Origin of the sequence: Dactylosporangium vinaceum (genome assembly GCF_019904175.1) — a bacterium.
Lineage (GTDB): Bacteria > Actinomycetota > Actinomycetes > Mycobacteriales > Micromonosporaceae > Dactylosporangium > Dactylosporangium vinaceum.
This window is the reverse complement of the sequence record NZ_CP061913.1, coordinates 990,170-1,017,006: the sequence shown is the minus strand read 5'-3', so window position 1 is coordinate 1,017,006 and position 26,837 is coordinate 990,170. Positions and strand designations below refer to the sequence as shown.

Genomic DNA, 26,837 nt, shown 5'->3' with positions numbered 1-26,837 from the left:
TCACTTATGTAGAGAGGTCGACCTGTTCCCAGCCGGGGGCCGCGCCGTGGTAGGGCCCGGCGAAGACGACTGCCCACTCCAGAGCCCACCGCCGCTGCACGGCCACGTTCGCCTCGACCGGCGGGGGCAGCTGCCGGCGCTCGCACTCCCCCAGCGACCAGCCGAGGCAGTAGTAGAGGTCGAGCTGCTGGGCCGCGGCCGACGCCGAGCGCAGGGCGACGAGCGTGCGCCGGCGCCAGGCCTCGAAGCTCTCCCCCTGCCGCAGGTCGGGCAGGCGCTCGCTGAGCCCCTCCGCGTCCGCCGGGCGCAAGGGGTCGAGGTCCATCGCGATGCCGAGCAGCCACGACAGTGCGAACAGCGCCTCCACGTGCCGGGCGAACGCGTGCTGGTCCCCGGTCGACTCGGCGACGAACTGCCACTCCGGCGGGGTCAGCCGGCTGACCAGGCGGGCCTCGCTCAGCCACTGCACGCCGAGCTCGGGCGGCAGGCCGTAGGCCCGGGCCAGCACCACGTTGAGGATCGCCGCCCGCGCCTCGATCTCCGGCCCGGGGCGCAGCCGGAGCTGGTCTCCCGGCTCCCAGACCAGCGGAAAGTCGGGTGGGGGCAGTGGGAGCCGCAGGCGGTGCAGCTCCTCGAGGCTGGCCTCCCGCACGCGCTGCGGATCCGGCGCCGTGGTGATCACCGGGGCACAATAACCGTACGTTCGGACGGGGTGCGCATCAGGAGATCCGGTCGAGAATCAAGGGCCTTTTAGCCGGGGGTACCTCAGCCAAGCCGACAGCACCGCGAGCCACCTCCAGCGCGGCCGGAAGCTTCGCGGCGTCCTCGGCCCGCAGCTCCATGAGCACGTCACCGGCGTGCACCGGGTCTCCGGGCCGGCGGTGCAGGATGATCCCGGCCGAGGCGCTCACCGGGTCCTCCTTACGGGCCCGGCCGGCTCCCAGGCGCCAGGCGGCCACCCCGATCGCGTATGCGTCGAGCCCCGACACGAACCCGTCGGCGCTCGCGGTGATGGTCTCCACCTCGTTGGCGACCGGCAGCGGCGCGTCCGGATCGCCGCCCTGCGCGCGCACCAGGGCCCGCCACGAGTCCATGGCCCGCCCGCTCGCGATCGCCTCCTGCGGGTCGGCGTCGCCGAGACCCACCGCGTCGAGCATCTCCCGGGCCAGGGCCAGGGTCAGCGCGACCACGTCCGGCGGCCCGCCCCCGGCCAGCACCTCGAGCGACTCCTCGACCTCGACGGAGTGCCCGACCGCGCGCCCGAGCGGCCACTCCATGTCGGTGAGCAGCGCGACGGTGGTGACGCCGTGGGCCTTGCCCAGCTCGACCATGGTGCGGGCCAGCTCGCGGGCGTCGGCGACCTCGCGCATGAACGCGCCCGCGCCGAACTTCACGTCGAGGACGAGCGCGGACGTGCCCTCGGCGATCTTCTTGCTCATGATCGAGCTGGCGATGAGCGGGATCGCCTCGACCGTGCCGGTGACGTCCCGTAGCGCGTAGAGCTTGCGGTCGGCCGGGGCGAGCCCGTCGCCGGCCGCGCAGATGGCCGCGCCAACGGTGCGCAGCTGCTCCGCGAACTCGTCGTTCGACAGGCGGGTCCCGAATCCGGGGATGGCTTCCAGCTTGTCAAGGGTGCCGCCGGTGTGGCCGAGACCGCGCCCGGACAGCTGCGGCACGGCCGCGCCGCAGGCGGCCACGAGCGGCGTGAGGGGCAGCGTGATCTTGTCGCCGACCCCGCCGGTGGAGTGCTTGTCGACGGTCGGCCGGCCGACCTTGGACAGGTCGAGCCGCTCCCCCGAGGCGATCATCGCCGCGGTCCAGCGGGCGATCTCGCCGGGCGTCATGCCGTTGAGCAGGATGGCCATGGCCAGGGCGCTCATCTGCTCGTCGGCCACCTCGCCGCGGGTGTAGGCGGCGACCACCCAGTCGATCTGGGCGTCGCTCAGTACGCCCTTGTCGCGCTTGGTACGGATGATGTCCACGGCCGCGAAGCTCATGCCAGCACCTCCGCAAGCTCCGGCGCCGCCCTGAGCCCCGCCCCGCACTGCTGATGAGCGGCCACTCCGCTGCGCTCCGTACCGCTCATGATCGACTGCTCCAGTCCTGTTCGATGCCGGCCGGGCGCGGGGTGTCGCCGGCCCAGCTGGCGGTGCCCTGCGCGTCGACGACCACGACCCGCGGGGTGCGGATGCGGCCCCAGTCGACGGCCTCGCCGGCGGTGGCGAAGATCGGGCCCTCCTCCAGGATGCCCGCCGGCTCGTCCTCACCGGTGCCGGACGAGCGTTCCCAGTACGACGTCCAGACCTGGCGGCCCTCGGCGACGTCCGGGTGCACGAAGACGGTGCCGCTGCCGACCTTCAGGGCCAGCGCGGCCGGGACGGTCGGGCCGAGGTCGAGCTCCCGATCGTTGACGCGGGCCAGGTCGGCGTCGTCGAACGCGTAGGGCAGCAGCGCCGACATCGGCTGCGGTCCCCGGGCGTGGTCGATCAGCAGCGATGCCCCGCCGTGCTCCCAGAGCAGCTGCCGGCAGCGCCCGCACGGCATGAGCGGCGCGCCGTCGGCGTCCACGCAGGCCAGCGCGACGAGCCGGCCGCCACCGGTGACCTGCAGGCTGGACACCAGGCCGCACTCGGCGCACAGGCCGAGGCCGTAGGAGGCGTTCTCGACGTTGCAGCCGACCACGACCCGGCCGTCGTCGACGAGCGCGGCGGCACCGACCGGAAACTTGGAGTAGGGCGCATACGCCCGCTCCATGGCCGCGACCGCCGCGCTGCGCAGCGCGGCCCAATCAACCGATGAAGGGTTCACCACACCATCTTCCACCCAGCCCGGTTTCGCTCTGGGCTTCGCAACAACAATCAAAACCGGCCCGGGGCCGGAGCGTGTCGGCCCCGCGTCATCCACCGCGGCGGTAGGGCTTGCCGTCGGCCGCGGGCATCCGCAGCCGCTGGGCCGCCAGGGCGAGCACGACGAGCACGGTGATGTACGGCGCGGCCTGCACCAGCGCCGTCGGGATCGTGTCGACCGTGAAGAACAGCACGTAGGCGCCGATGCCGAGGACCCCGGCGGCCCCGCCGACGATGTAGTTGCGCCGGCGCAGGATCTCCCACGCGGCCAGGGCCAGCAGCAGCAGCCCGACCAGGATCAGCAGGGCGTGCAGGGACTCCGACCCGCGCCGCAGCTGCAGCGCGTCGGTGTATCCGAACAGCGAGGCGCCGAGCGCCAGGCCACCGGGCCGCCAGTTACCGAAGATCATCGCGGCCAGGCCGATGTATCCGCGCCCGCCGGTCTGGCCCTCGCGGAAGATCACGGAGCTGACCGTGGCCAGGTAGACGCCGCCCAGACCGGCCATCGCGCCCGAGATGACGACGCCGTAGTACTTGTACTTGTACACGTTGATCCCGAGGCTCTCGGCCGCCTGCGGGTCCTCGCCGACGCTGCGCACGCGCAGGCCGAACCCGGTGCGCCACAGCACCAGCCAGGTTCCGATGATCAGCAGCACGGCGAGCACCGTCACCAGCGACACGTCCACGAGTAGGCCGCGCAGGACGCCGGCCAGGTCGCTGATCAGGAACCAGTGGTGCTTCTCGAGCCCGGCCAGGTGGTCGACGCCCGGCACCGACACCCGGGGGATCGTCTGGTCCGGCTGGAGCGCGGGCGACTGGGTCGCGCCGGCGCTGCCCCAGGTGATGAAGGACAGGTAGCGGGTCACGCCCGGCGCCAGCAGCGTGATGGCCACACCGGAGATGATGTGGTCGACGCCGAACGTGACGGTGGCCAGCGCGTGCAGGAGGCCGCCGATCGCGCCGCCGGCGATGCCGACGAGCAGGCCGATCCAGGGTCCGAACTGGAGGCTTCCCCAGGCGCCGAACCAGGTGCCGAGGATCATCTGGCCCTCGAGGCCGATGTTGACCACGCCGGCCCGCTCGGCCCAGAGGCCGCCGAGCCCGGCCAGGCCGATCGGAACGGCCGCCTGCAGCGCGGCCTGGATGGCGCCCTGCGAGGTGACGTCGTCGGCCCCGGTCAGCAGGTGCACCAGGGACAGGCCGATCAGCACGCCCGCGACGATGAGCAGGATGCGGGCAGTGCTCAGACGGCGCTTGCGGGGCGCGGCCGGGCCGGCCGTGACCTCGGAGAGGATGGCGTCGGTGCTCACTTCGACTCCTCCGCGCTCGCGGCCAGCGGGGCCGAGCCGACCGGCGCCGCCGTGGCGGCCCCGACCCGCTGCTGCTGTGCCCGGCGGCCGATGCGGTTGGCCAGCTCGTAGGCGACGACCACGGACAGGACAGCGACGCCCTGCATGATCACCACGATCTCTTTCGGGATGCCGTCGAGGTCGAGGATGAGCTGCGACCGGGCCAGGAAGCCCCACAGGATCGCGCCCAGGGCCATGCCGACGGGGTGGTTGCGGCCCAGCAGCGCGACCGCGATGCCGGTGAAGCCGATGCCGCCGAAGCCCTCGGTGTAGGTGTGGGTCTCGCCGAGCATGCGGGGCAGGTTGACCAGGCCGCCGACCGCTCCCGAGACGACCATCGCGGTGATGACCATCTTCTTGGCGCTCACGCCGCTGGCGGTGGCCGCGAACGGGTTCCAGCCGGTGGCCCGCAGGTCGAAGCCGAAGCGGGTGCGGTTGATGGTGAACCAGTAGGCGATGCCGAGGACCACGGCGATGACCAGGAAGCCCAGCACCTTCTGCTCGGTGCCGTTGACGATCGGCAGGCCGGGCATCCAGGAGTCCTTGGGCAGCACGCCGGTGGTCTTGATCTGCGCGCCCGGCTGCTGCACGCCCCAGTGGTCGTTGAGCAGCCAGGTCACCACCTGGGCGCCGATCGCGTTGAGCATCAGCGTGGAGATGACCTCGCTGACCCCGCGCTGGGTCTTCAGCAGCGCGGCGATCGAGGCCCAGGCCGCGCCGACGAGCGCGGCCACGACGATGATCATCGCGATCCGCACCGGGCCGGGCACCCAGCTCATGAAGGAGGCGCTGGCCAGCGCGCCGGCCATGAACGCGCCGATCTTCGACTGGCCCTCGACGCCGATGTTGAACAGGCCCATCTTGAAGCCGATGGCGACCGCGATGGCGGCGATGTAGTACTCGCTCGCCTTGTTCAGGATCTCCACGATCGAGTCCGGCTTCTGCCCGAACTCCCACATGTCGTTGAACGCCTGCAGCGCGTCCTTGTCGGTCAGCTCCAGCACGATCCAGGAGATGGCCGCGGCCAGCAGCAGCGCCGCCACCGGAGCGAGGATCTGCGGCAGCAGCTTGGCCGGGTCGATGCGCCGCCAGAACGGCGGCGGGGAGGCGACGGATGTCGTGGCCGCGCTCACTCGGGGGTCTCCTCGGTCTCGTCATCGCTCGCCGCGCCGGTCATGGCGACGCCCAGCTGCTCGGGGGTGACGGTCGCCGGGTCGGCGTCGGCCACCAGCCGTCCACCGTAGATGACCTTGAGCGAGTCCGACAGGCCGATGAGCTCGTCGAGGTCGGCCGAGATCAGCAGCACGCCCATGCCGGCGATGCGCGCGTTGCGGATGTGGTCCCAGATCGCGGCCTGGGCACCGACGTCGACCCCGCGGGTCGGGTGGGCGGCGATGAGGATCTTCGGCTCGTGGCTCATCTCCCGGCCGACGATGAGCTTCTGCTGGTTGCCGCCGGACAGGGCCACGGCGGCCACGTCGATGCTGGGGGTGCGCACGTCGTACTGCTCGACGATGCGCTGGGTGTCGCGCCGGGCGCCGCCGACGTCGATGAGGAAGCCGCGGGCGTTGGGCCGCTCGGTCTGGTGGCCGAGGATGCGGTTCTCCCACAGCGAGGCGTCCAGGAGCAGGCCCTGGCGGTGCCGGTCCTCGGGGATGTAGCCGATGCCGGCCTCGCGGCGGCGCCGGGTGCTCCAGCCCGACACGTCGTCGGCGCCGAGCCGGACGGTGCCGGTCGCGGCCCGCATGCCGAGGATGGCCTCGGCCAGCTCGGCCTGGCCGTTGCCCTCGACGCCGGCGATGCCGAGGACCTCGCCCCGGTGGATCGTGAACGTCGCGTTGTCGACGAGCGGGCGGCTGCCGGACGCGCCGCCGACCGTGAGCCCCTCGACGATCAGGGCCGGCTCGTCGGTGACCGTCGACTCGCGGGCCTCCGGGCTGGGTAGCTCGCTGCCGACCATCAGGGTGGCCAGCTGGCGGGCGGTGACCTCGGCCGGCTTGACCGAGGCGACAGTGGTGCCGCGGCGGATGACGGTGATGTCGTCGGCCACCGCCCGCACCTCGTCGAGCTTGTGTGAGATGAACAGCACGGTGAGGCCCTCGCGGATGAGCTCGCGGAGGTTGCCGAAGAGCTCGTCGACCTCCTGCGGGACAAGCACCGCTGTCGGCTCGTCGAGGATCAGGATGCGGGCGCCGCGGTAGAGGACCTTCAGGATCTCCACGCGCTGCCGGTCGCCGACCCCGAGGTTCTCCACCAGCTCATCCGGGCGCACGCCCAAGCCGTACCGCTGCGAAATCTCTTGGATCTTGGCTTTGGCCCGTCCCCCGATGCCGTGCAGCCGCTCGGCGCCGAGCACGACGTTCTCGGTCACCGTGAAGTTGTCGGCCAGCATGAAGTGCTGGTGCACCATGCCGATGCCGACCTCGATCGCGCCCTGGGGCGACGAGAACCGCACCGGCTTGCCGTCGACGATGATCTCGCCTTCGTCGGGCGGCTGCATGCCGTAGAGGATCTTCATCAGGGTCGACTTGCCGGCCCCGTTCTCACCGACGATCGCGTGGATCGTGCCCTTGCGCACGGTGAGATTGACGTCGGAGTTGGCCACAACGCCGGGGAACCGCTTCGTGATCCCCTTCAGCTCGACGGCGGGTGGATCCGCGGTCATCCAGGCTCCTAACAGATGTGGCGGGGGACTGGATCACAGTCCCCCGCCGAGCACCCGATGTCTACAACGATTGTGGTTCCGGTTGAGCGTGATCTTACTTGGTGGGGACGGTGACCTTACCCGACACGATGTCGGCCTTGGCCGCGTCCAGCTTGTCCTTGATGTCGTCGACCTTGCCGCCGGAGGTCGCGTAGCCCACGCCGTCGGCCTTGAGGTCGAAGACCGTCGCGCCGCCCTTGAAGTTGCCGGCCGCGTAGTCCTTGACGAAGTTGAACACCGCGTTGTCGACCCGCTTGAGCATGGAGGTCATGATGACCGGCTTCAGCGACGCGTCGGTGACGGTGTTGTACTGGTCCGAGTCGACGCCGATCGCGAGGGCGTTCTTGGCCTTGGCCGCCTCGAAGACGCCGGTGCCCGAGCCGCCCGCCGCCGCGTAGACGATGTCCGCGCCCTGGTCGTACATGCCGCTCGCGGCCGTCTTGCCGCCGGCCGGGTCGTTGAAGCCCTTGCATGCCTCGGCCGGGGTCGACAGGTAGTTGGACAGCACCTTGATGTCGGCCTTGACCGACTTGGCACCGGCCGTGAAGCCCGCCTCGAACTTCTTGATCAGGTCGACCTGGCAGCCGCCGATGAAGCCGACGGTGCCCTTGGTGGACTTGAGGGCGGCGGCGACACCGACGAGGTAGGAGCCCTGCTCCTCGGCGAACGTCAGGTCGGCGACGTTGTCCGCCTTCGTCGCGCCGTCCACGATCGCGAACTTCGTGTTCGGGCAGTCCTTGGCCGCCTTGGCCAGCGGGCCGTTCGCCGCGTCCGCGCCGTCGTAGACGAAGCCGACCGCGATGACCGGGTTGTATCCGCTGTCGCACAGCAGCTTCAGCCGCGAGTACTTGTCGTTCTCGCTCTCGCCGGCGACCGCGGCCAGGTCCTTGACCTCGATGTTGAGGTCGCTCTTGACCTTGTCGAGGCCCGCGGCGGCGGAGTCGTTGAACGACTTGTCGCCCCGGCCGCCGATGTCGAAGGCGAGGCCGACCCGGACGTTCTTCTTGCCGGCGGGCGCGCTGCCGTTGTCGCTCGTACCGCTCTTCGAATCATCACCGCAAGCGGTCATGCTGCCCAACGCGACAAACGCCACCGCGGCGGTCGCGAGAACCTTCATCCCACGCACTCGGCGCAAGACGATCTCCCTTCCCAAAGCACCGCCCGAACGCGGTGAACCCAACGGCGGGAGCGTACGCCCTCGACGGTGCCGTTCCGGCCTTTGCAGCCGGGTTGGGAGGAGTGCGTTATAGGCCCGTGACGTGGGACGGGCGCCCTCCGCCCCGAAGGATGGATCTTGTAACACCATAGTTACCGCCAAAACACGGCAACGGCGGCGTTAACGATCGTTAACCCGACCAAAGCGAGGAAATGACCCCGGTTGACCTCGTCGCGCTTGCGCGAGAAGAAGGTCATCGCGAGGATCATCAGGCCGATGACGAGCTTCACCGCGAGCTTCGCCGTGGGCGGCTCGTGGTCGCCGCCGCCCCGCAGCGGAGCGGCGAGCCCGAGGCCGGTCACCACCTGGATGACGGCGCCCCAGAGCATGGCCGGGCTGATGCGCAGCTTCCCGGTGAGGTACTGCGCGATCGACCCTCCGAGCAGCAGCGCGAAGCCGATCAGGTGCAGGAACAGGAGAATGAGCCGCAAAGGTTCCACTCGCGCAAGGTAGCGGCCCCTTGACTCTCCCGCAGCTGGAGGGTCGACGATGCAGGCATGAACATCGGCGAGCTGTCCCGCCTCACCGGACTGCCGGTCAAGACCATCCGGTACTACTCCGACGTCGGGCTCGTTCCGGAGTCCTCGCGCACGGCAGCGGGGTACCGCCGCTACGACCACGGCGCCCTGGTGCGCCTGGAGTTCGTCCGGACCCTGCGCGAGCTCGGTCTCGACCTGGCCACCATCCGCCAGGTCCTGGACCGCGGGGCGTCGCTGCGCGAGGTGGCGGCCGCGCACGCCGCCGCGCTGGGGACGCAGATCCGGGTGCTGAAGCTGCGCCGGGCCGCGCTGCGGGCCGCCGCGGGCCGGGACACCTCGCCGGGCGACCTGGAGCGGCTGGCCCGGATCGCGCAGGCGAGCACCGACGAGCGGCAACGGATCGTCGACGAGTTCTTCGAGAGCATTTTCCTGGGCATCGCCGACTCCCCGGACGCGCGCAGCTTCACCGCACGCATGCGCAGCGTCTCCGCCGACCTGCCCGACGAGCCCACCGACGCGCAGGTGGACGCGTGGATCGAGCTGGCCGAGATGCTCCGCGCGGAGGACTTCCGGGCGCGGCTGCGGGAAATGGGCCGGCGCAGCTTCGCCCCGGACGCCGAGCGGATCATCCCGACCGACATGTCGGACATCAAATGGTTCGTCGACGTCATCGCCGAGGCGCAGGACGGCGGCCGGCGCGCGCCGGGCGAGGTGGTCGACGAGGTCATGGCCCGCTGGGCGGAGGGCGCCGGGCGCCCGGACGGCCCGCAGCTGCGCCGGGAGGTCGTCGACGCGCTCGAGCTGGCCAACGAGCCCCGGGCCGAGCGCTACTGGCAGCTGATGGCGATCATCAACGGCTGGCCCCCGATCCCGTCCACGATGCACCGGTGGAGCTGGTTTCTTTCGGCCCTGAAGGCGACCCTGGATGGGTAGCGTCTGTCACGTGGAGTGGTGGCGGACAGCGGTCATCTATCAGGTCTACCCGCGCAGCTTCGCCGACGCGAACGGCGACGGCATCGGCGACCTGCCCGGGATCACGGCCCGGCTCGAGCACCTCGCCGACCTCGGGGTCGACGCCCTGTGGCTGTCGCCGTTCTACCGCTCCCCCATGGTCGACGGCGGCTACGACGTCGCCGACTACTGCGACGTCGACCCCGTGTTCGGCACGCTCGCCGACTTCGACGCGCTGCTGGAGCGGGCGCACGCGCTGGGCCTGCGGGTGATCGTCGACATCGTGCCGAACCACACCTCCTCGGCCCACCCCTGGTTCGTGAACGGGCTTTTCGACAGGTACGTCCGCGCCGACCGGCCCAACGGGTGGCAGTCGCTGTTCGGCGGGCCGGCCTGGACGCAGCTACCCGACGGGTCCTGGTACCTGCACCTGTTCGACCCCGCGCAGCCGGACCTCAACTGGGACAACCAGGACGTCCGCGACGAGTTTCGCGAGATCCTGCACTTCTGGCTGCGCCGGGGCGTCGACGGCTTCCGGGTCGACGTGGCCCACGGCCTGGTCAAGCCGGACGTCGCCGAGGCCTCGGTGTTCGACCAGGAGGGTGTGCACGAGATCTACCGCGACTGGCGCAAGATCCTCGACTCGTACCCCGGCGAGCGCATGGCCGTCGCCGAGGTCTTCGACACCACCCCGGACCGGGTCGCGCGCTACGTCGCCGCGGACGAGCTCCACCAGGCGTTCAACTTCGACTTCCTCGAGGCCCCGTGGGACCCCGGCGAGCTGCGCCGGATCATCGACGCCTCCCTCGCCGCCGCGGCCGCCGTCGGCGCCCCGCCCACCTGGGTCATCTCCAACCACGACCGCCGCCGCCCGGTCACCCGGTTCGGCGACGGCGTCCCCGGCCGGCGCCGGGCCCGGGCCGCGGCCCTGCTCATGCTCGGGCTGCCCGGCTCGGCCTACATCTACCAGGGCGAGGAGCTGGGCCTGCCGGAGGTCCTCGATCTGCCCGACGACGTGCGCACCGACCCCCAGTTCATCCGCTCCGGGGGCGCCGAACTCGGCCGCGACGGCTGCCGGGTGCCGCTGCCGTGGGCGGGCGACGCGCCGCCGTTCGGCTTCGGCGCGCGGTCCTGGCTGCCACAGCCGGCGGACTGGGCGGCGTTCACGGTCGCGGCCCAGCGGGCCGACCCCGACTCGACGCTGAACCTCTACCGCAGCGCGCTGCGCCTGCGCCGCCCGGCCGCGACCCTCACCTGGCGCCCGGCCCCGGACGGCGTGCTGTGCTTCGAAACCGAGCGGTTGCTTGTCGCGGCCAACCTCGGCGACTCGGCGTTCACCCTGCCGAGGGAGCCGGTGCTGGCCAGCTCGCCGGTGGGCGGCACACTGCCGCCCGACACGACGGTCTGGATGGAGCGCGGTTAGTTGCTGAGCTTGGCGGCGATCCGGCCGAAGCCGGCCCGGATCTCGTCGACCGACGGCGGCTCGTGCGCGTGGTCGCCGTGATCGTGGTCATGGTCGTGATCGTGGTCGTCGTACCCGGCGAGCTCGGCGTCGAGCGCCGCCGTCTCCACGTCCTCGTTCTCGGCGGCCAGCCGGGACGCGGCGATGTCACCCTGGATCTGGGCGACTGTCACGTGCGGCTGGAGCGGCTCGACGACCGCCATCAGGTCCTCGTCGGCCACCACCGCCTCGGCCAGGGCCAGCGCATGCGCGCGCTCGTAGGGGCCGCAGACGACCGGCTCCCACTCCTCTTCGTCGTTCATCGGGCCGAAGGTGATGATCCACGGCAGGGTCAGCGCCGGCGCGTCGGCCGGCAGGTCCAAAGTCACGAGTGCACCCACGGCGCCCATCATGACTGGTTCGGGCGCTCGGCACCCGGCGAACCGCCGGACGATACAACGGGTGGGACGACGTCGGCCGCGACCTCGGCCGCGTGGTCGACCTCCGCGGCCGCCTTCTCGACCAGCTCCGCGGCCCGCCGGGCGGCCATCACGTCAGCCCGCGGCTCACCCCCGGCCAGGTCGACGACCCGGCCGTGCGGGCTGGTGGCGGACAGCGCGGCGGCGAACAGCAGCAGCTGGTGCAGCAGGTACATGTACAGCAGCAGGCCGATCGTGCCCGCGACCAGCTGGTAGGCCGGGTTGTGCTCGGTGCGGGTGATGTACCACTTCCCGAGGGTCTTGAGCAGCCCCAGCCCGACGGCGAACAGGATTGCCGACGGCCACAGCCGCCGAAGCGACATACGCAGCCTCGGTACCCCCACAAGCAGCGCCGCACCGAGAAAGACGTCGACCACGCCCGAGAGCAGGGTGGAGAAGCCGCGCAGGGCCACCCGCACCGGGTCCTGGTCCACGTCCCCGGCCAGCCAGTAGATCAGCTCCTGGACCCCGGCGAAGATGCCTATCGAGACGAGCAGCAGCAGCCCGAGGCCGACGAGGACGGCCAGGTCGAGCAGCCAGCGCACGACCGCATTGCCGGGGTGCTCCTGGAGCTGCCACAGCGCCCGCTGCGACGAGCGCAGGTTCTCCACCCAGCCGACGCCGGCGATGATCAGGCCGGCCATGGCGAGGATGCCGATCTGCTGGCTGCCCGCGAAGATCTGGTCGCTCTGCAACTGCGGCAGGTTCGCCTGCAGGTAGACCTGGATCCGCTCGACGACCAGCTTGTTGCCGCCGAGCACCCGGCCGAGGATGAAGAACAGCACCACGACCATCGCGAAGACGGCGAAGAAGCCGTAGTAGGCGGTCGCGGCGGCCAGCCGGACCGCGTCCACGTCGAAGTAGCGCTGCTGGGCCCGCCAGACGTGGTCGAACACCCGAGATCGACGGCGCGCCGCCTCGATCCTCCGGTCGAACCCGGCCTCCAGCCGGTCCAGGGCGTTCACGTTCCTAATGCTCCGCCGTCAGGCGGTACTCCGCATGGGGACGCCACCGGCCGCCGTCGTCGTGCTCGAACAGCGTGAACCCGTCCACGGCGAACGCGGCCTCGTAGCCGGCCAGATCGGCGAACGCGGCGTCGAGCCGCGCCGGGTCGACGTTCTGGGCGATCGTCACGTGCGGGTGGTAGGGAAACTTCGCGGCCGGGACGATCGCCGCGCAGGCCAGGACCGCGGTGTGCAGCTGCTCGCACTCGCCGATCCCGGCCGCGACCGCCACGAACACCACCTGGGTGATCGGCCGGAACGTCCCGGTGCCGCGCAGCCGCACGGTGAAGGGCCGGTGCGCCCGGGCGACGGCGGCCAGGTGGCTGTCGATCGCGGGCAGCACCGCGGCGTCGACCTCGGTCGGGCCGAGCAGGGTGACGTGGGCGGGCACGTGCTGCGCGACCGGGTCCCCGGCGGCCAGGCGGGCGGCGGTGAGCTCGCCGCCCCACGGCTGCGGGATGTCGATCGCGACGCCGATGGTGGTCCGGCCCACCTCAGTTGGCGGCCGCGCCGGGAGCCAGGAAGCCGATGCGGTCGTACACCGACCTGAGGGTCGGGACGGCCACCGCGCGCGCCTTCTCCGCGCCGATCGCGAGCATCTTGTCCAGCTGGCCCGGGTCGTCGAGGTACGCGTTCGTGCGCTGCTGGATCGGCTTGACGAACTCGGCCACCACCTCGGCGAGGTCCTTCTTCAGGTCGCCGTAGCCCTTGCCGTCGTACGCCGCCACCAGCTCCTCGATCGTCCGGCCGGACAGTGCCGAGTAGATGGTGAGCAGGTTTGACACGCCCGGCTTGTGCTCCGGGTCGAAGATGATCTCGCGGCCGGTGTCGGTGACCGCCGAGCGGATCTTCTTGGCCGCCCGGGCCGGGTCCTCGAGCAGCTCGATCAGGCCGTTGGGCGTCGATGACGACTTGGACATCTTCGCCGTCGGGTCCTGCAGATCCGTGATCTTGGCGGTGTCCTTGACGATGAACGGCTGCGGGACGGTGAACGTCCGGCCGAACGTCGTGTTGAACCGCTGGGCCAGGTCCCGCGTCAGCTCCAGGTGCTGGCGCTGGTCCTCGCCGACCGGCACGGCGTCGGCATGGTAGAGCAGGATGTCGGCCGCCTGGAGGATCGGGTAGGTGAACAGCCCGACGGTGGTGCGGTCCGCGCCCTGCTTGGCCGACTTGTCCTTGAACTGGACCATCCGGCCGGCCTCGCCCATGCCGGTGAGGCAGTTCATCACCCAGGCGAGCTGGGCGTGCTCGGGCACGTGGCTCTGCACGAACAGCGTGCAGCGCTCGGGGTCGAGGCCGACGGCCAGCATCTGGGCGGCGCTGATCCGGGTGCGCTTGCGCAGCAGCGCCGGGTCGTGCCCCATCGTGATCGCGTGCAGGTCGACCACGCAGTAGAAGGTGTCGTGCGTCTCCTGCATCGGCACCCAGTTGCGCAGCGCCCCGAGGTAGTTGCCCAGGTGGAACGAGTCGGCGGTGGGCTGGATCCCGGAGAGGACCCGCGGCCGGGCGGGAGACGACATGACCGTCATTCTGACAGGCGCCTTCACCGTTTGGTTATCTGCCCGGTGGGCGGCAACCGGAGGGGCCGCGGAGGAGTCTGTCTGGATAGCGTGACGGCGAGGGAGGTGGGGCGGTGGGCGACGAACTGGAGGCCCGGGAGGCGGTCCGCGACGCGTACCAGGCGCACTACCGCCGCCTGGTGGCCGCCCTGTATGCGCTGACCGGCGACCACGCCGAGGCGCAGGACCTCGTCCAGGAGGCGTACGCGCGCGCCCTGGCCCGGCCCCGGCAGTTCCTCGACGTCGCCGACCCGGAGGCGTGGCTGCGCACCGTCGCGATGAACCTGGCCCGCACGCGCTGGCGGCGGCGGCGCCTGTTCGACACACTGGTGCGCAGCGGCCGGGTCGCCCGGCCGGTGGAGAGTGTGCCGGGCGTCGACCCGAACCGGGTTGCCCTGGTCGCTGCCCTGCAACAGCTGTCGCAGGCCACGCGGGAGACGATCGTGCTGCACCACCTGGCCGACATGTCGGTCCACGAGGTCGCCGAGTCCCTCGGCGTGCCCGTGGGCACGGTCAAGGCGCGCCTGTCCCGCGGCCGCGCCATGCTCGCCGCCCTACTCACCGACGGCGAGGCCGGCGAGGCGGAGTCCGCCCGCCGCCGCACCGCGCCCCCCACCGTGTCTGCGCCGGTACCGTCGCAGGAGGTGCGGGATGCGCCCTGACCTCGACTTCCGCACCCTCCGCCAGCAGATCGAGGCGGCCACCTGGGTGCCGGACTTCGCCTCGCTCTACCGCCGGGCCGGCCGGGTCAAGATGCGCGACCGGATGGCAGTGGTAGGCGCGCTCGTCGGCACCCTCGGCGTGCTCGCCCCGGTCGCGCTGGCCGGGATCTTCGGCCGCCCCGGCCCGGCCGTGCTCGGCCCCAACCCGGACATCGGCGAGGCGTGGGTGACGCCCTCGGCCACGCCGACCGGCCGCTACCAGTCCACGGTCAGCGTGCTGGCCGCGGCCGGGGGCCTCGACGACCTGGTGGCCGCGGTCGACGTCTGCGTGGAGATCCCGCAGGCCCGCCGCTGCAGCCTGCAGGTCACCACGCTCGGCGGCAAGACCCAGCGGCGCACCCCGTACGTCGTCGACGCGCTGCGCACCAGCCCGCTGGACAAGATCGGCAGCGTCCAGCTGATGCGGATCGCGCCGAGCGTGTTCATGCTCAGCGCCGAGGTCGGCGGCGGCTCGCGCTCGAGCGTGCGCTTCCAGCTCACCCCGGACACCCAGACCCAGCTCAACCCGCAGGAGAGCACGCCGGTCATGGGCCCGAGCGACCGCCTGGCCCTCGGGGCGGGCGACCGGGCGGTGCAGCTGGTGCAGTACGGCGACCTGTTCGGCGTCCGCGAGGCCGACGGCTCGCTGAGCGTCGTCGGCCAGCCGCCGATGGCCCAGCGGACGGTCGCCACCGCGATCCCGGCCGCCGCCGGCTGGTGGGTGGCCGGCCGTGACCTGCACACCGGGGCGCCGGCGGTAAGCGTCTCCACCGACCAGGGCGGGCACTGGGCCGCGCAGACCCTCAACGCTCCGGCGGGCAACGACGTCCCCACGATCGCGACAGCGAACGGCAAGGACGCGTGGGCGTTCGTGCCGTACAAGAGCGCGATCCGGCTCTTCCGCACGAGCGACGGCGGGCTCGACTGGCGCGAGGTCGGCGGCGCCGTCACGCTGCCACCCGAGCTCAAGACGCTCGACAACCGCCAGCTGGGCGCCCTGGTGCGGGCCGACCGCTCGGTGCTCATGTGGGTGCACTCCGACAACACGACGACGTTCTTCGAGAGCAATGACGGAGAACATTTCGCGGTGGTACCGGGCCCGGGCGGCATGATCGCGCCTGTCGACGGCGGCTACGCGGCCCTGGGCGACCCGGCCCGGATCTCCAAGGACGCCAAGACGTGGCAGGAGGCGGCCGTCTCGGCCACCGTCCTACCCAACTGAATTGCTGGGAACCGGGCGGGCTCCCGGGGGATCGTTGTGTGCGTGGGCGACGTCGGCGAGGTGTACCACGCCTGTTATCGCAGGCTGGTGGTGCAGCTCTACGCGTTCACCACGGACCTGAACGAGGCGCACGACGCGGTGCAGGAGGCGTTCGCGCGGGCCGTCGCCCGCCCGCGCGGCTTCACCGGCATCGACAACCCCGAGGCCTGGCTGCGCACGGTGGCGCTCAACGTCGTGCGCCGCCGCTGGCGCCGCCGCCGGGTCCTCGACCGGCTCCTGCTGCGGGAACGCCCGCTGCAGGAGCACTGCGACACCCCCGACCTGGACACCCGGACCGACCTGACCGAGGCGCTCGACGCCATCCCACGCAGCTATCGGGAGGTCATCGTGCTGCACTACTACGCCGACCTCAGCGTGGACGAGATCGCCGTCGCGCTGAACGTCCCCAGCGGCACCGTGAAGTCGCGGCTGTCCCGGGGCCGCACCGCCCTGGCCGCCCGCCTGCGCGGATACGAGGTGGCCCGTGCCTGACCAGCTGGAGTCGCGGCTGCGCTCGGAGGGCCGCGGACTCGAGATCGAGCAGCCGCCGCTGGAGGTCATCGCCGCCCGGGCCGCCACGCTGCGCCGCCGCCGGCTCATCGCGCAGGCCGGGGTCGCCACGCTTGCCGTCCTGGCCACGGCGGGCGTGGCGCTGCGCCTCGTCGGGCCGGCCGACCGTCCGCCGCCGGCCGTGGCCGCCTCCGACCCGGCCGCGACCTGGAGCGCCGGCGGCATCACGATCAACGGCCTCCCGCACCTGCCGACCGACCTGCCGGGCACGGTCCGCGACGCCGAGTTCGTGGACGCCGAGCACGGCTACCTGCTCACCACCGAGTGCTGCCGGGCCTGGATCAGTACCACCGACGACGGCGGCCGCACGTGGCACACCGTCGAGTCGCCGGTCGCGCCCAAGGACAAGACCCCGCCCACCATGCTCGTCGCCGCCGACGGCGTGACGGTCGTCAGCGCCGACCACCACACCCGCGCCTTCAGCGCCGACGGCCGGATCTGGGCGTCCGGCGGCACCGCCCTGGCCCCCGCCGCCCCGCTGACCGGCAACGCCCGCCTGGTCTCCCTCTCCGACGCCGACTGCGGCGCCGAGACGGCCGCCGTGGCCGCCGGGGTCCTGGCTCCGGTACCGCAGCAGCCGCCCTTGACCGTCTGCTGGCGCTCCTCCGTCCGCGCGGGCGACGGCTCCTTCTGGGTCGGCGGCAGGACCCCGGCGGGCCCGGCGGTGGCCGTGACCCGCGACGGCGGCGCGACCTGGACCGTCACCGAGTTCCCGGGCTACGCCCCGACCGCCACGGCCCGCGCCGCCATGCTGGGCCGCCAGGTCTTCATCTCGATCGTCGGGCCGAACGAGGCCACCACCACGCCGGAGCGCCTGCTGGCCGTGGCCACCTCGACCGACGGCGGCCTGAGCTTCACCCCGCCGCACCCGACCGCCGGCCAGGCCACCATCGGCGGCGACCTGGTCCCGCTGCTCGACGGCCGGCTGCTGATGGTCGACGGCTACGGCCACTGGCTGGTCTCCGAGGACGAGGGCGTCTCGTGGGTCCGGCTGGAGGGCCTGCACCCGACGATGCGCCTGGCTCGGACGCAGGCCGGCTACGTGGCGTACAAGATGTCGACGATCTACACGGGCTTCTCGGCCGACGGATCGACCTGGCAGAAGCTCGACGCCCAGTGACGCGCGTCAGCGGTTCATGAAGGCCCAGGCGTCGCCGACCATCACGGCGAGGTCGGCGTACTGCGGCGTCCAGGCCAGTTCCCGCTTCGCCTTGTCCGACGACGCGACCAGCTGCGCCGGGTCACCGGGGCGGCGGGGGGCCATCTCGAGCGGGACCGGGTGGCCGGTGACCGAGCGGACGACCTCGACGACCTGGCGGTTGGAGAAGCCTGTCCCGTTGCCGAGGTTGTAGATGCGGTGGCCCGCACCGTCCATGGTGCCGAGGGCGAGGAGGTGGGCGGCGCCCAGGTCGGCGACGTGGATGTAGTCGCGGATGTTGGTGCCGTCGAACGTGTCGTAGTCGTCGCCGAAGATCTGCAGCTTCTCCCGCTTGCCCGCCGCGACCTGCAGCGCGATCGGGATCAGGTGGGTCTCCGGGTCGTGCCGCTCGCCGATCATGGTGCCGTCGGGGCGGTGGAGAGCACCGGCGACGTTGAAGTAGCGCAGGCTGACCGCGGACAGGCCGTGGGCCACGGCGAAGCCGGTGAGGGCGTGGTCGGCGGCGAGCTTCGAGGTCGCGTACGGGTTCGGGGGGCGCACGGCGGCCGTCTCCGGGATCGGGACCGAGTCGGGGTCGCCGTAGACGTTGGCCGTGGAGGAGAACACCAGGCGCTTCACGCCCGCCGCGCGCATGGCGTCGAGCAGGTGCAGGGTGCCGACGGCGTTGTTGTGCCAGTACTTCTCCGGCTTCTGCACCGATTCACCAGCGGCGATGAAGGCGGCGAAGTGCAGTACCCCCTCGAAGGAAGGGTCGAGCACGTCACCTATCGCGTCGTGGACCCGGCCGGGCACGAAGGTGGCCCCGGCCGGCACCGCCTCGGCATGTCCGGTCGAGAGGTCGTCGAGCACCACCACCTCGTGCCCGGCGTCGAGCAGCAGCGCGGTGACGCAGCTGCCGATGTACCCGGCACCCCCGGTGACGAGCAGCTTCACGAGAAACCTCCCAAAAGTCGACGCGTTCCAACAAAAATACACGTTGGCGCGGGAGAATACACTTGCCCCATGCCGGAGCCCGGCCCCGGAACCCTGCGGCAGGCCGCGGCCGCCCTGCTGATCCGCTGGGCCCAGCGCCTGCACGCTACCCCGCACTCAGCCCTGATATCCGAGGCCGAGCTGCGGACCCTCATTACGGTGAATTCGGGCACGGGGCACGTGCGTGAGGTCATGGTGCCGCGCACCGACGTGGTGTTCCTCGACGCCGCGCTCACGGTGCACGACGCGATCCGGGCGGTGCGCGGGGCCCGGCACTCCCGCTACCCGGTGATCGACGGCGACCCGGACGATGTGCTCGGCTTCGTGCACCTGCGCGACCTGACGCTCACCGCCGACGACCCGCAGGCCCCGCTGCGCGGCCTGACCCGGGAGGTGAAGCGGCTGCCGGCCAGCAAGCGGGTGCTCGCGGCGCTGTCGGAGATGCGGCGGGAGGGCCGGCACCTGGCGGTGGTCGTGGACGAGTACGGCGGGACGGCCGGGATCGTCACCCTCGAGGACCTGATCGAGGAGCTGGTCGGGGAGATCCACGACGAGTACGACGCGCCGCCGTCCCCGTCCCGGGTGGACGAGGTCGACGGGCGGCTCAACCTGGCCGACCTCGCCGAGCGGACCGGGTTGACGCTGCCCGCCGGGCCTTACGAGACCGTGGCCGGCTTCGTCATGGCCCGGCTGGGCAAGGTACCGGCCGTCGGCGACCACGTCCGCCACGACGGCTGGCGCCTCCAGGTCAACACCGTGGAGGGCCGCCGCGTGGCCCTGATCACCGTCAGCCGGCCTCGATGATCATGCCGGCGCCGACCGTGCGGTTGGTCTGCTCGTCGATGATGATGAAGCCGCCGGTGGTGCGGTTGCGGCGGTACTCGTCGGCCAGCAGCGGCACCGTGGTGCGCAGCTTCACCCGCCCGATCTCGTTCAGCCCGAGCTGGGTGGCGGCCTCGTCGCGGTGGAGCGTGTTGACGTCCAGGCGATACTGCAGCCCCCGCACGACGGCCCGCGCGGCCCGGGTCGTGTGCTTGATGGCGTACTTCGCGCCGACCGTCAGCGGTCGGGTCTCGTCCATCCAGCAGACCATCGCCTCGATGTCCTGGGCCACGGCCGGGGCGTTGTTCGGCCGGCAGATCAGGTCGCCGCGGGCGATGTCGATCTCGTCGGCCAGCCGGATCGTGACGGACATGGGCGGGTACGCCTCGGCGAGCTCGCCGTCGGCCGTCTCGATGTGCGTGATGCGCGTGGTGAACCCGGAGGGCAGCACCATGACCTCGTCGCCGGGCTTCATGACCCCGGAGGCGACCTGGCCCGCGTACCCGCGGTAGTCCGACACCGTCGTGGACTGCGGCCGGATCACGTACTGCACCGGGAACCGCACGTCGACGAGGTTGCGGTCGGAGGCGATGTGCACGTGCTCCAGGTGGTGCAGCAGGGAGGGCCCCTCGTACCAGGGCATGTGCTCGCTGCGCGACACGAGGTTGTCGCCGTGCAGGGCCGAGATCGGGATGACCGTCAGGTCGGGGGCCTCGAGCTTCGCCGCGAACGAGGTGAACTCGTCGGCGATGCGGTCGAAGACCTCCTGGGAGTAGTCGACCAGGTCCATCTTGTTCACGCACAGCACGAGGTGCGGCACCCGCAGCAGCGAGCACAGGAACGCGTGCCGGCGCGACTGCTCGACCAGGCCCTTGCGCGCGTCGACCAGGATCAGCGCCAGGTCGGCGGTGGAGGCGCCGGTGACCATGTTGCGGGTGTACTGGATGTGCCCGGGCGTGTCCGCGATGATGAACTTGCGCCGCGGCGTCGCGAAGTACCGGTAGGCCACGTCGATCGTGATGCCCTGCTCCCGCTCGGCCCGCAGGCCGTCGGTGAGCAGCGCCAGGTTGGTGTACTCGTCACCGCGGGAGCGCGAGGTCGCCTCGACCGCCTCCAGCTGGTCCTCGAAGATCGCCTTCGAGTCGTACAGCAGCCGCCCGATCAGGGTCGACTTGCCGTCGTCGACCGAGCCGGCGGTGGCGAAGCGCAGGAGGTCCATCTGCCGCTGCTGCGGCGTCTCCAGAACCGAGGTCATGGTTAGAAGTACCCCTCACGCTTGCGGTCTTCCATCGCCGCCTCGCTCACCCGGTCGTCGCCGCGGGTCGCGCCGCGCTCGGTGATCCGGGTCGCGGCGACCTCGTCGATGACCTTCTCGATCGTGTCCGCGTCGCTGCGGACCGCGGCCGTGCAGGACGCGTCACCGACCGTGCGGTAGCGGACCCGCTCGACGAACGGCGTCTCCCCCGCGCGCAGCGGCAGGAACTCGTTGATCGCGTAGAGCATCCCGTTGCGGTCGACGACCTCGCGGTCGTGCGCGTAGTAGATGCCCGGCAGGTCGATGCCCTCGCGGGCGATGTAGTGCCAGACGTCCAGTTCGGTCCAGTTGGACAGCGGGAACACCCGGATCGACTCACCCGGCGCGATCCGGGCGTTGTACAGCGCCCACAGCTCCGGGCGCTGGTTGCGCGGGTCCCACTGGCCGAAGTCGTCGCGGAACGAGAACACCCGCTCCTTGGCCCGGGCCTTCTCCTCGTCGCGGCGCGCACCGCCGAAGAGCGAGTCGAAGCGGTACTTCTCCACCGCATCGAGCAGCACCGGTGTCTGGATCCGGTTGCGCGTCCCGTCGGCCGCCTCGCGCACCGAGCCCGCGTCGATCGCCTCCTGCACCGAGGCCACGATCAGCTGCACGTTGAGCTCGGCCACCCGCCGGTCCCGGTACTGCAGCACCTCGGGGAAGTTGTGCCCCGTGTCCACGTGCATCACGGGGAACGGGATGCGGGCGGGCGCGAACGCCTTCTCGGCCAGCCGGAGCATCACGATCGAGTCCTTGCCGCCCGAGAAGAGCAGCACCGGCCGCTCGAACTCGGCGACCACCTCGCGCATGATGAACAGACTCTCGGCCTCGAGAGCATCCAGATGAGAGACCCGGTAGGGCGGCCGGCTCATGCCGACACCTCCGCAAGCTCCGGCGCCGGCCTGAGCCAAACCTGCGCTGACTGATGAGCGGCCACTCCGCTCCGCTTCGTACCGCTCATGAACGCACTGAACCTTTCAGCTGTTGATGGCGGCCAGCAGTGACGGCGCCAGTGCCTTCCGACACACCACCAGGTCAGGCAGGCGAGGGTCGGGCTGGTTGTATTCCAACGTAGTCCCGTCGATACGGGAAGCGTGCAAACCCGTGGCGAGAGCCACAGCGACCGGCGCGGCCGAGTCCCACTCGTACTGGCCGCCCGCGTGCACGTAGGCGTCGACGGCCCCGTCGATCACCGCAGCGATCTTCGCCCCCGCCGACCCCATGGGCACCAGCTCGATTGGAAGTTTCTCGGCGAGCGCGCTGAGCAGCGCCGGCGGCCGGGTGCGGCTGGCCGCCATCCGGATCGGCTCGCCCTGCACACCGGGCATCGGCGGGAACGGCGGCGGCGCGTCGGTGCCGAGCACGCAGTGCTGGGCGGGCAGGGCCACGGCGCCGGCGGTCAGCCGGCCGGCATAGAGCGCGACGTGGACGGCCCAGTCGGCCCGCCCCTCCTCGCCGAACTCGCGGGTGCCGTCGAGCGGGTCGACGATCCAGACGCGCTCGGCCGAGAGCCGGGCCGCGCTGTCGGCGCCCTCCTCGGACAGGATCGCGTCGGCCGGGCGCCAGCGCTCCAGCTGCTCCACGAGCAGCTCGTGCGACAGCCGGTCGCCGGCCTTGCGCAGCTTGTCCGGGTCGGCGTAGCCCATCTCCTCGCGCAGCTTCAGCAGCATGTCACCGGCGCGCTGGGCCAGCCAGCGGGCGAAGCCGCCGTCGGTGGCGGGTGGTAGGTCGGTCATTGTCAGTACGCTCCAGCCCCTCGAGTCACGGCGCTCAACGTCCGCAGCAGGATGACCAGGTCGAGGGAGAGCGACCAGTTTTCCACGTACTGCAGGTCGAGGCGGACCGCTTCGTCCCACGACAGGTCCGACCGGCCGGACACCTGCCACAAGCCGGTCATCCCGGGCCGCACGGCCAGCCGGCGCCGGGCGTCGTCCGGATACACGGCGACCTCCTCCGGCAGCGGCGGGCGCGGCCCGACCAGCGACATGCTGCCGCCGATCACATTGAGCAGCTGCGGCAGCTCGTCGAGCGAAAACTTGCGCAGAAGCCGCCCGACGCGGGTCACCCGCGGGTCGTTGCGCAGTTTGAACAGCGCGCCGTCGACTTCGTTGAGGTGCCGCAGCTCCGCCAGGCGGGCCTCGGCATCGATGTGCATGGTGCGGAACTTGTAGATCACGAACTCGTGGCCGTCTTTACCCACTCGTACCTGTCGGAACAGTACCGGCCCTGCCGAGTCCGCGCGAACCGCCAGCGCAAGAAGCGCCAAAAGTGGGCTGAAGAGCATCAGGAGCAGTACCGCGCCGGCCCGGTCGACAAGCGCCTTGACGAGCCGGCGGGCCCCGGTCAGGGTCGGGTGCTCGACGTGCAGCATCGGCAGGCCGTCGACCGGCCGGATGGTCGTGCGGCTGCCGGCGACGTCGATCAGGGTGCTGGCCACAATGAGGTCGATGTCGTCGCGCTCCAGGTGCCAGGCCAGCCGGCGCAGCGCGTGGCCGTCGAGCTCCGGGCACGACAGCACGAGCACGGTGTCGGCCCGGGCCTTGCGCACCGCCGCCGCGATCTCGTCGAACGCACCGAGCACCGGCACGTCGGCGACCGTGCCGGGAGCCGGCAGGCAGGCCCCCACCACCTTCAGGCCGTGGTACCGCTCGCGCCGCAGCTGCCGGGCCATGGCCTCGACGGCCAGCTCGTGCCCGACGACAACGACCCGGCGCATGCACGCGCCGCGCAGCTTGCGGGCCCGGTGCAGCAGCTTGCGCAGCAGGAACCGGGCGAGCAGGCAGCCGAACGTGACGAGGGGCAGCGCCACGAAGAACCAGACGCGCGCGATGCGGATCTCGGAGGCGTAGGCGATGAAGACGGTGGCCGCCGTGAGCGCCAGCCCGGCCCGGAGCACCCGCTGGTATTCGTCGGTGCCGACGAACAGATGGCGCTTCTCGTAGGCCCGGTTGGCCGCCAGGCTGGCCGTGAACGCCACCGGCAGCAGGATCGACAGCAGCACATAGCGGCTGGTGTACCGGGTGAGGTCGTTGGAGAACCGCGCCTCGAACGCCACCAGACCGGCCAGCAGGCCGATGACGAAGTCGACGGCGAAGAGGGTGCGCAGGTAGCGCCCCTCCCACGCCCACCGGGCCCGGTGCCGCGACGTGCGCCCGGCTCCCGACCGCATGTCCGGCGCGGCGATGCGGACCGGTGCGCGGGTGAACGGCGTGCTGCCGCGGACGGCGTCCTCGACCTGGGCCGCGAGGGCCGGGTCGACCACCGGCTGGGTGCGCACGGCGCCCGGGGCCGGGGCGGGTGAGACGGGGGCGCGCTGGACGTTGCGGCGCACGGGGCTCGGACGGCGGTCCGGACGGCGCAGGCCGCCCCGGGTGTGTCCGCTGTCGATCGCCACGTCGCCTCCTTAGAAGGACCGTTTCCATCAAACGGTGCAACCTCGGGTACAACGTGCAACTCGGACATTCGTCACGCCGACGGGTAATCGGGACGACCGGCAATGGGTAGACGATCGTGTCGTTTAGTCCGCGTGATAGCGGTTCTGGGCCGCCTCGAGGCCCTGGTCGATTATCATCTCGACCGCGTCCGCGGCCCGGTCGACGAAGAAGTCAAGCTCCTTGCGCTCGACGGCCGAGAAGTCGGACAGCACGAAGTCGGCCGGCTGCTGGCGGCCGGGTGGGCGGCCGATGCCGAAGCGCACCCGCAGGTAGTCCTTGCCACCCAGCGAGCTCGACATCGAGCGCAGGCCGTTGTGGCCGCCCTCGCCGCCGCCCTGCTTGAGCCGCAGCTGGGTCCAGGGGATGTCGAGCTCGTCGTGGACGGCGATGACCTGCTCCCGCGGGACCTTGTAGAACTGGGCCAGGCCGGCCACCGGGCCGCCCGCGAGGTTCATGTAGGTCAGCGGCTTCACCAGCACCAGGCGCGGGCCGCCGACGCGCAGGCGGCCCTCGGCGACGTCGGCGACGACCCGGCGGTGCTTGCCGAAGCGCAGCCCGGCCCGCCCGGCCAGCAGGTCGGCGACCATGAACCCGACGTTGTGGCGGTGCCGGGCATGTTCGGGGCCGGGGTTGCCCAGTCCGACGACCAGCCAGGGTGCGGCGTCGGTCACCGTCGTGCCTCCTCATAGGGAAAGGCCGCGGCCGCCGATGATGGCGGTCGCGACCTTCGTGCTCGGCGTTCCCGGGGGTCGGGCTGGATCAGGCCTCGGCAGCCGCGGGCTCCGGCGTCTCGGCCGGGGCTTCCTCGGTGCTGTCCGACTCGATCGACTGGTCCTGGTTGGCCTGGACGATCGCGATGACGAAGTCGGGGTCGGCCGCCAGCTCGGTGCCTTCGGGGAGCGTGACGTCGGACGCCTTGATCTGGCTGCCGGCCTCGAGGCCGTCGAGCGAGGCCTCCAGGTGCTCGGGCAGCTTCGTCGCGTCGGCCAGGATGGAGAGCGTGTTGCTCTCGGTCATGACCATGGTGTCGCGAGCCGCCTCGCCGGTGAGCCGGACGGGGACCTCGACGGTGACCTTCTCGCCACGGCGGACCACGAGCAGGTCCACGTGCTCGTAGGTGTCCTTGATCGGGTCCTTCTGGATGGCCTTGGGCAGTGCCAGGGCGGCGCTGCCGTCGGAGATCTCGATGTTGAAGATCTGGTTGTTGCCGCCGTGGCGGATCGCCGCGGCGAACTCACGGGCGGGGAGGGCGATGTGGCGGGGCTTCTCGCCGTGGCCGTACAGCACGGCTGGCACCTTGCCGGCCCGGCGCGTGCGGCGGGCACCACCCTTGCCGAACTCCGTGCGGGGCTCGGCGCTGATCTTTACCTCGGACACGACAAAACTCCTGATGCGGTTGTGCGGCGGGCACCGGCCGGCGCGACCGGTAAAAGTTGTCTGTGGTGCGGTGCTCGGGCGAGGGGGCGCACGGGGCACAGGCCCGGAGCACCGCGTCGATCACGGAGCCGCCTATTAGCAGCACCCTCGCCGTGGCAACCGCACTAGCCTACCAGTGCCCAGTAAACTCCCCGATCCCTCCCCGGGGCGTTATGAAAGCCCGCCGAAGAGCGTGGTGACCGAGCCGTCGTCGAAGACCTCGCGGATCGCGCGGGCCAGCAGCGGGGCGATGGACAGCTGCGTGATCTTCTCCACCTTGCGGTCCGGCGGCAGGGGCAGCGTGTTCGTGACCACGACCTCACTGATCCGGCTGGCGTCCAGGCGGGAGCAGGCCGGGTCGGACAGGACCGGGTGGGTGGCCGCGACCACGACCTCGGCCGCGCCCTCGTTGAACAGGATGTCGGCCGCGCTGACGATCGTGCCGCCGGTGTCGATCATGTCGTCGACGATCAGGCAGACCCGGCCCTCGACCTCGCCGACCACGCGGTTGGCCACGACCTGGTTGGGCTTGGTGGGGTCGCGGGTCTTGTGGATGAACGCGAGGGGGCAGCCGCCGAGCCGGTCGGTCCACCGCTCGGCCACCCGCACCCGGCCGGAGTCGGGGGCGACGACGGTCATCGGGCGGCCGGCGTACTTGGCCTCGATGTGGTCGGCCAGCGTGGCCATCGCGAACAGGTGGTCGACGGGGCCGTCGAAGAAGCCCTGGATCTGCGCGGTGTGCAGGTCGACGGTGAGGATGCGGTTGGCCCCAGCGGTCTTGAGCAGGTCGGCGATGAGCCGGGCCGAGATCGGCTCGCGGCCGCGGTGCTTCTTGTCCTGCCGGGCATACGGGTAGAACGGCAGCACCACGGTGGTGCGCTTGGCCGAGCCCCGCTTGAGGGCGTCGACCATGATCAGCGTCTCCATCAGCCAGTCGTTGATCGGCGAGACCATCGACTGCACGACGAACGCGTCGGAGCCACGGACCGATTCGCGGTACCGGATGAAGATCTCGCCGCTGGCGAAGTCGTAGGCGTCCATCGGAGTCGGGTCGACCCCGAGCACCGCGCCGATCTCCTCGGCCAGCGCGGGGAATCCCCGGCCGGAGAAGAGCATGAGGTTCTTGCGGTTCTCCGAACTGATGCTGGCCATTGGGTCCGCCCGCTCCCGATCATCTCGT

At 71.5% G+C, this 26,837-nt stretch carries 27 protein-coding genes; 7 read left to right on the top strand and 20 right to left on the bottom strand.

The features are described 5' to 3' along the window. Positions 1–4: 4 nt before the first annotated feature. From Dvina_RS04705 to Dvina_RS04670, 8 genes are all read right to left on the bottom strand, one after another. Positions 5–682: a DUF4272 domain-containing protein gene (locus Dvina_RS04705; RefSeq protein WP_223101131.1), complete on the bottom strand. Its 678-nt coding sequence runs from the start codon at positions 680–682 to the stop codon at positions 5–7. A gap of 37 nt (positions 683–719) precedes the next feature. Then, positions 720–1,997: a thymidine phosphorylase gene (locus Dvina_RS04700; RefSeq protein WP_223101130.1), complete on the bottom strand. Its 1,278-nt coding sequence runs from the start codon at positions 1,995–1,997 to the stop codon at positions 720–722. An 85-nt stretch (positions 1,998–2,082) separates the two neighbouring features. Continuing rightward, complete coding sequence (locus tag Dvina_RS04695; protein WP_223105320.1) at positions 2,083–2,754, bottom strand: cytidine deaminase; 672 nt, start codon at positions 2,752–2,754, stop codon at positions 2,083–2,085. Positions 2,755–2,896: 142 nt separating this feature from the next. Continuing rightward, a complete protein-coding gene (locus tag Dvina_RS04690; protein WP_223101129.1) occupies positions 2,897–4,156 on the bottom strand; it encodes an ABC transporter permease in 1,260 nt (419 codons plus the stop codon). Continuing rightward, positions 4,153–5,328, bottom strand: coding sequence for an ABC transporter permease (locus Dvina_RS04685; protein WP_223101128.1), 1,176 nt, complete (start codon positions 5,326–5,328; stop codon positions 4,153–4,155). The genes Dvina_RS04690 and Dvina_RS04685 overlap by 4 nt, the downstream gene beginning before the upstream one ends. After that, positions 5,325–6,860 carry an ABC transporter ATP-binding protein gene (locus tag Dvina_RS04680; RefSeq protein ID WP_223101127.1) on the bottom strand — a complete coding sequence of 512 codons (1,536 nt, stop codon included), beginning with the start codon at positions 6,858–6,860 and terminating at the stop codon, positions 5,325–5,327. The genes Dvina_RS04685 and Dvina_RS04680 overlap by 4 nt, the downstream gene beginning before the upstream one ends. A gap of 94 nt (positions 6,861–6,954) precedes the next feature. Beyond that, positions 6,955–8,016 carry a BMP family lipoprotein gene (locus Dvina_RS04675; protein ID WP_223101126.1) on the bottom strand — a complete coding sequence of 354 codons (1,062 nt, stop codon included), beginning with the start codon at positions 8,014–8,016 and terminating at the stop codon, positions 6,955–6,957. A gap of 191 nt (positions 8,017–8,207) precedes the next feature. Further along, the gene (locus Dvina_RS04670) at positions 8,208–8,555 is read right to left on the bottom strand and encodes a hypothetical protein (protein WP_223101125.1); all 348 of its coding nucleotides are present in this window, start codon (positions 8,553–8,555) and stop codon (positions 8,208–8,210) included. A gap of 57 nt (positions 8,556–8,612) precedes the next feature. Between Dvina_RS04670 and Dvina_RS04665 the strand changes: the two genes are divergently transcribed. After that, positions 8,613–9,527 (top strand): MerR family transcriptional regulator, encoded by a 915-nt coding sequence (locus Dvina_RS04665; protein WP_223101124.1) that lies wholly within the window; start codon positions 8,613–8,615, stop codon positions 9,525–9,527. Between the two features lie 10 nt (positions 9,528–9,537). After that, positions 9,538–10,968: a glycoside hydrolase family 13 protein gene (locus tag Dvina_RS04660; protein ID WP_246656025.1), complete on the top strand. Its 1,431-nt coding sequence runs from the start codon at positions 9,538–9,540 to the stop codon at positions 10,966–10,968. Here the strand turns inward: Dvina_RS04660 and Dvina_RS04655 are convergent. From Dvina_RS04655 to trpS, 4 genes are read right to left on the bottom strand one after another with little or no spacing between them, the layout of a single operon-like run. Beyond that, positions 10,965–11,387 carry a hypothetical protein gene (locus Dvina_RS04655; RefSeq protein ID WP_223101122.1) on the bottom strand — a complete coding sequence of 141 codons (423 nt, stop codon included), beginning with the start codon at positions 11,385–11,387 and terminating at the stop codon, positions 10,965–10,967. The genes Dvina_RS04660 and Dvina_RS04655 overlap by 4 nt on opposite strands. An 8-nt stretch (positions 11,388–11,395) precedes the next feature. Next, positions 11,396–12,430, bottom strand: a complete 1,035-nt coding sequence (locus Dvina_RS04650) for a YihY/virulence factor BrkB family protein (protein ID WP_223101121.1) — start codon at positions 12,428–12,430, stop codon at positions 11,396–11,398. 4 nt (positions 12,431–12,434) lie between these two features. After that, positions 12,435–12,962 (bottom strand): 2'-5' RNA ligase family protein, encoded by a 528-nt coding sequence (locus Dvina_RS04645; RefSeq protein ID WP_223101120.1) that lies wholly within the window; start codon positions 12,960–12,962, stop codon positions 12,435–12,437. Between the two features lies 1 nt (position 12,963). Then, a complete protein-coding gene (trpS, locus tag Dvina_RS04640) occupies positions 12,964–13,998 on the bottom strand; it encodes a tryptophan--tRNA ligase (RefSeq protein WP_223101119.1) in 1,035 nt (344 codons plus the stop codon). 104 nt (positions 13,999–14,102) lie between these two features. On the opposite strand from trpS, the gene Dvina_RS04635 reads away from it, so the two are divergent. From Dvina_RS04635 to Dvina_RS04620, 4 genes are read left to right on the top strand one after another with little or no spacing between them, the layout of a single operon-like run. Then, the gene (locus tag Dvina_RS04635; RefSeq protein ID WP_246656024.1) at positions 14,103–14,690 is read left to right on the top strand and encodes an RNA polymerase sigma factor; all 588 of its coding nucleotides are present in this window, start codon (positions 14,103–14,105) and stop codon (positions 14,688–14,690) included. Beyond that, positions 14,680–15,951: a hypothetical protein gene (locus tag Dvina_RS04630; protein ID WP_223101118.1), complete on the top strand. Its 1,272-nt coding sequence runs from the start codon at positions 14,680–14,682 to the stop codon at positions 15,949–15,951. The genes Dvina_RS04635 and Dvina_RS04630 overlap by 11 nt, the downstream gene beginning before the upstream one ends. Positions 15,952–15,993: 42 nt before the next feature. Then, positions 15,994–16,482, top strand: a complete 489-nt coding sequence (locus Dvina_RS04625; protein WP_246656023.1) for an RNA polymerase sigma factor — start codon at positions 15,994–15,996, stop codon at positions 16,480–16,482. After that, positions 16,475–17,680: a sialidase family protein gene (locus tag Dvina_RS04620; RefSeq protein ID WP_223101116.1), complete on the top strand. Its 1,206-nt coding sequence runs from the start codon at positions 16,475–16,477 to the stop codon at positions 17,678–17,680. Before Dvina_RS04625 ends, Dvina_RS04620 begins: the two co-directional genes overlap by 8 nt. Positions 17,681–17,686: 6 nt before the next feature. Here Dvina_RS04620 and galE read toward each other — a convergent pair whose 3' ends face one another. Then, positions 17,687–18,652 carry a UDP-glucose 4-epimerase GalE gene (galE, locus tag Dvina_RS04615; RefSeq protein ID WP_223101115.1) on the bottom strand — a complete coding sequence of 322 codons (966 nt, stop codon included), beginning with the start codon at positions 18,650–18,652 and terminating at the stop codon, positions 17,687–17,689. A 69-nt stretch (positions 18,653–18,721) separates the two neighbouring features. Here galE and Dvina_RS04610 point away from each other — a divergent pair, with 69 nt between their 5' ends. Continuing rightward, positions 18,722–19,495 carry a hemolysin family protein gene (locus Dvina_RS04610; protein ID WP_223101114.1) on the top strand — a complete coding sequence of 258 codons (774 nt, stop codon included), beginning with the start codon at positions 18,722–18,724 and terminating at the stop codon, positions 19,493–19,495. Here Dvina_RS04610 and cysN read toward each other — a convergent pair. From cysN to Dvina_RS04575, 7 genes are all read right to left on the bottom strand, one after another. Then, a complete protein-coding gene (gene cysN / locus Dvina_RS04605; RefSeq protein WP_223101113.1) occupies positions 19,479–20,768 on the bottom strand; it encodes a sulfate adenylyltransferase subunit CysN in 1,290 nt (429 codons plus the stop codon). The two genes, Dvina_RS04610 and cysN, sit on opposite strands and share 17 nt — an antisense overlap. Positions 20,769–20,770: 2 nt before the next feature. After that, the gene (cysD, locus tag Dvina_RS04600; protein ID WP_223101112.1) at positions 20,771–21,679 is read right to left on the bottom strand and encodes a sulfate adenylyltransferase subunit CysD; all 909 of its coding nucleotides are present in this window, start codon (positions 21,677–21,679) and stop codon (positions 20,771–20,773) included. 105 nt (positions 21,680–21,784) lie between these two features. Continuing rightward, positions 21,785–22,543: a 3'(2'),5'-bisphosphate nucleotidase CysQ gene (locus Dvina_RS04595; protein ID WP_223101111.1), complete on the bottom strand. Its 759-nt coding sequence runs from the start codon at positions 22,541–22,543 to the stop codon at positions 21,785–21,787. 2 nt (positions 22,544–22,545) lie between these two features. Next, positions 22,546–24,201 (bottom strand): sugar transferase, encoded by a 1,656-nt coding sequence (locus Dvina_RS04590; protein WP_380030383.1) that lies wholly within the window; start codon positions 24,199–24,201, stop codon positions 22,546–22,548. Positions 24,202–24,324: 123 nt separating this feature from the next. Next, complete coding sequence (gene pth / locus Dvina_RS04585) at positions 24,325–24,912, bottom strand: aminoacyl-tRNA hydrolase (protein WP_223101110.1); 588 nt, start codon at positions 24,910–24,912, stop codon at positions 24,325–24,327. Positions 24,913–25,000: 88 nt separating this feature from the next. Beyond that, positions 25,001–25,618, bottom strand: a complete 618-nt coding sequence (locus Dvina_RS04580; RefSeq protein WP_223101109.1) for a 50S ribosomal protein L25/general stress protein Ctc — start codon at positions 25,616–25,618, stop codon at positions 25,001–25,003. A 210-nt stretch (positions 25,619–25,828) separates the two neighbouring features. Beyond that, positions 25,829–26,809, bottom strand: coding sequence for a ribose-phosphate diphosphokinase (locus tag Dvina_RS04575; RefSeq protein WP_223101108.1), 981 nt, complete (start codon positions 26,807–26,809; stop codon positions 25,829–25,831). Positions 26,810–26,837: the final 28 nt, after the last annotated feature.

What these genes read in the sequence shown, in the direction of transcription:
- Dvina_RS04700 (WP_223101130.1), bottom strand. Translation starts at nt 1,997, where the DNA reads ATGAGCTTCGCGGCCGTGGACATCATCCGTACCAAGCGCGACAAGGGC.
- Dvina_RS04695 (WP_223105320.1), bottom strand. Translation starts at nt 2,754, where the DNA reads ATGGAGCGGGCGTATGCGCCCTACTCCAAGTTTCCGGTCGGTGCCGCC.
- Dvina_RS04680 (WP_223101127.1), bottom strand. Translation starts at nt 6,860, where the DNA reads ATGACCGCGGATCCACCCGCCGTCGAGCTGAAGGGGATCACGAAGCGG.
- Dvina_RS04675 (WP_223101126.1), bottom strand. Translation starts at nt 8,016, where the DNA reads ATGAAGGTTCTCGCGACCGCCGCGGTGGCGTTTGTCGCGTTGGGCAGC.
- Dvina_RS04665 (WP_223101124.1), top strand. Translation starts at nt 8,613, where the DNA reads ATGAACATCGGCGAGCTGTCCCGCCTCACCGGACTGCCGGTCAAGACC.
- trpS (WP_223101119.1), bottom strand. Translation starts at nt 13,998, where the DNA reads ATGACGGTCATGTCGTCTCCCGCCCGGCCGCGGGTCCTCTCCGGGATC.
- Dvina_RS04630 (WP_223101118.1), top strand. Translation starts at nt 14,680, where the DNA reads ATGCGCCCTGACCTCGACTTCCGCACCCTCCGCCAGCAGATCGAGGCG.
- Dvina_RS04610 (WP_223101114.1), top strand. Translation starts at nt 18,722, where the DNA reads ATGCCGGAGCCCGGCCCCGGAACCCTGCGGCAGGCCGCGGCCGCCCTG.
- cysN (WP_223101113.1), bottom strand. Translation starts at nt 20,768, where the DNA reads ATGACCTCGGTTCTGGAGACGCCGCAGCAGCGGCAGATGGACCTCCTG.
- cysD (WP_223101112.1), bottom strand. Translation starts at nt 21,679, where the DNA reads ATGAGCCGGCCGCCCTACCGGGTCTCTCATCTGGATGCTCTCGAGGCC.
- Dvina_RS04595 (WP_223101111.1), bottom strand. Translation starts at nt 22,543, where the DNA reads ATGACCGACCTACCACCCGCCACCGACGGCGGCTTCGCCCGCTGGCTG.
- Dvina_RS04575 (WP_223101108.1), bottom strand. Translation starts at nt 26,809, where the DNA reads ATGGCCAGCATCAGTTCGGAGAACCGCAAGAACCTCATGCTCTTCTCC.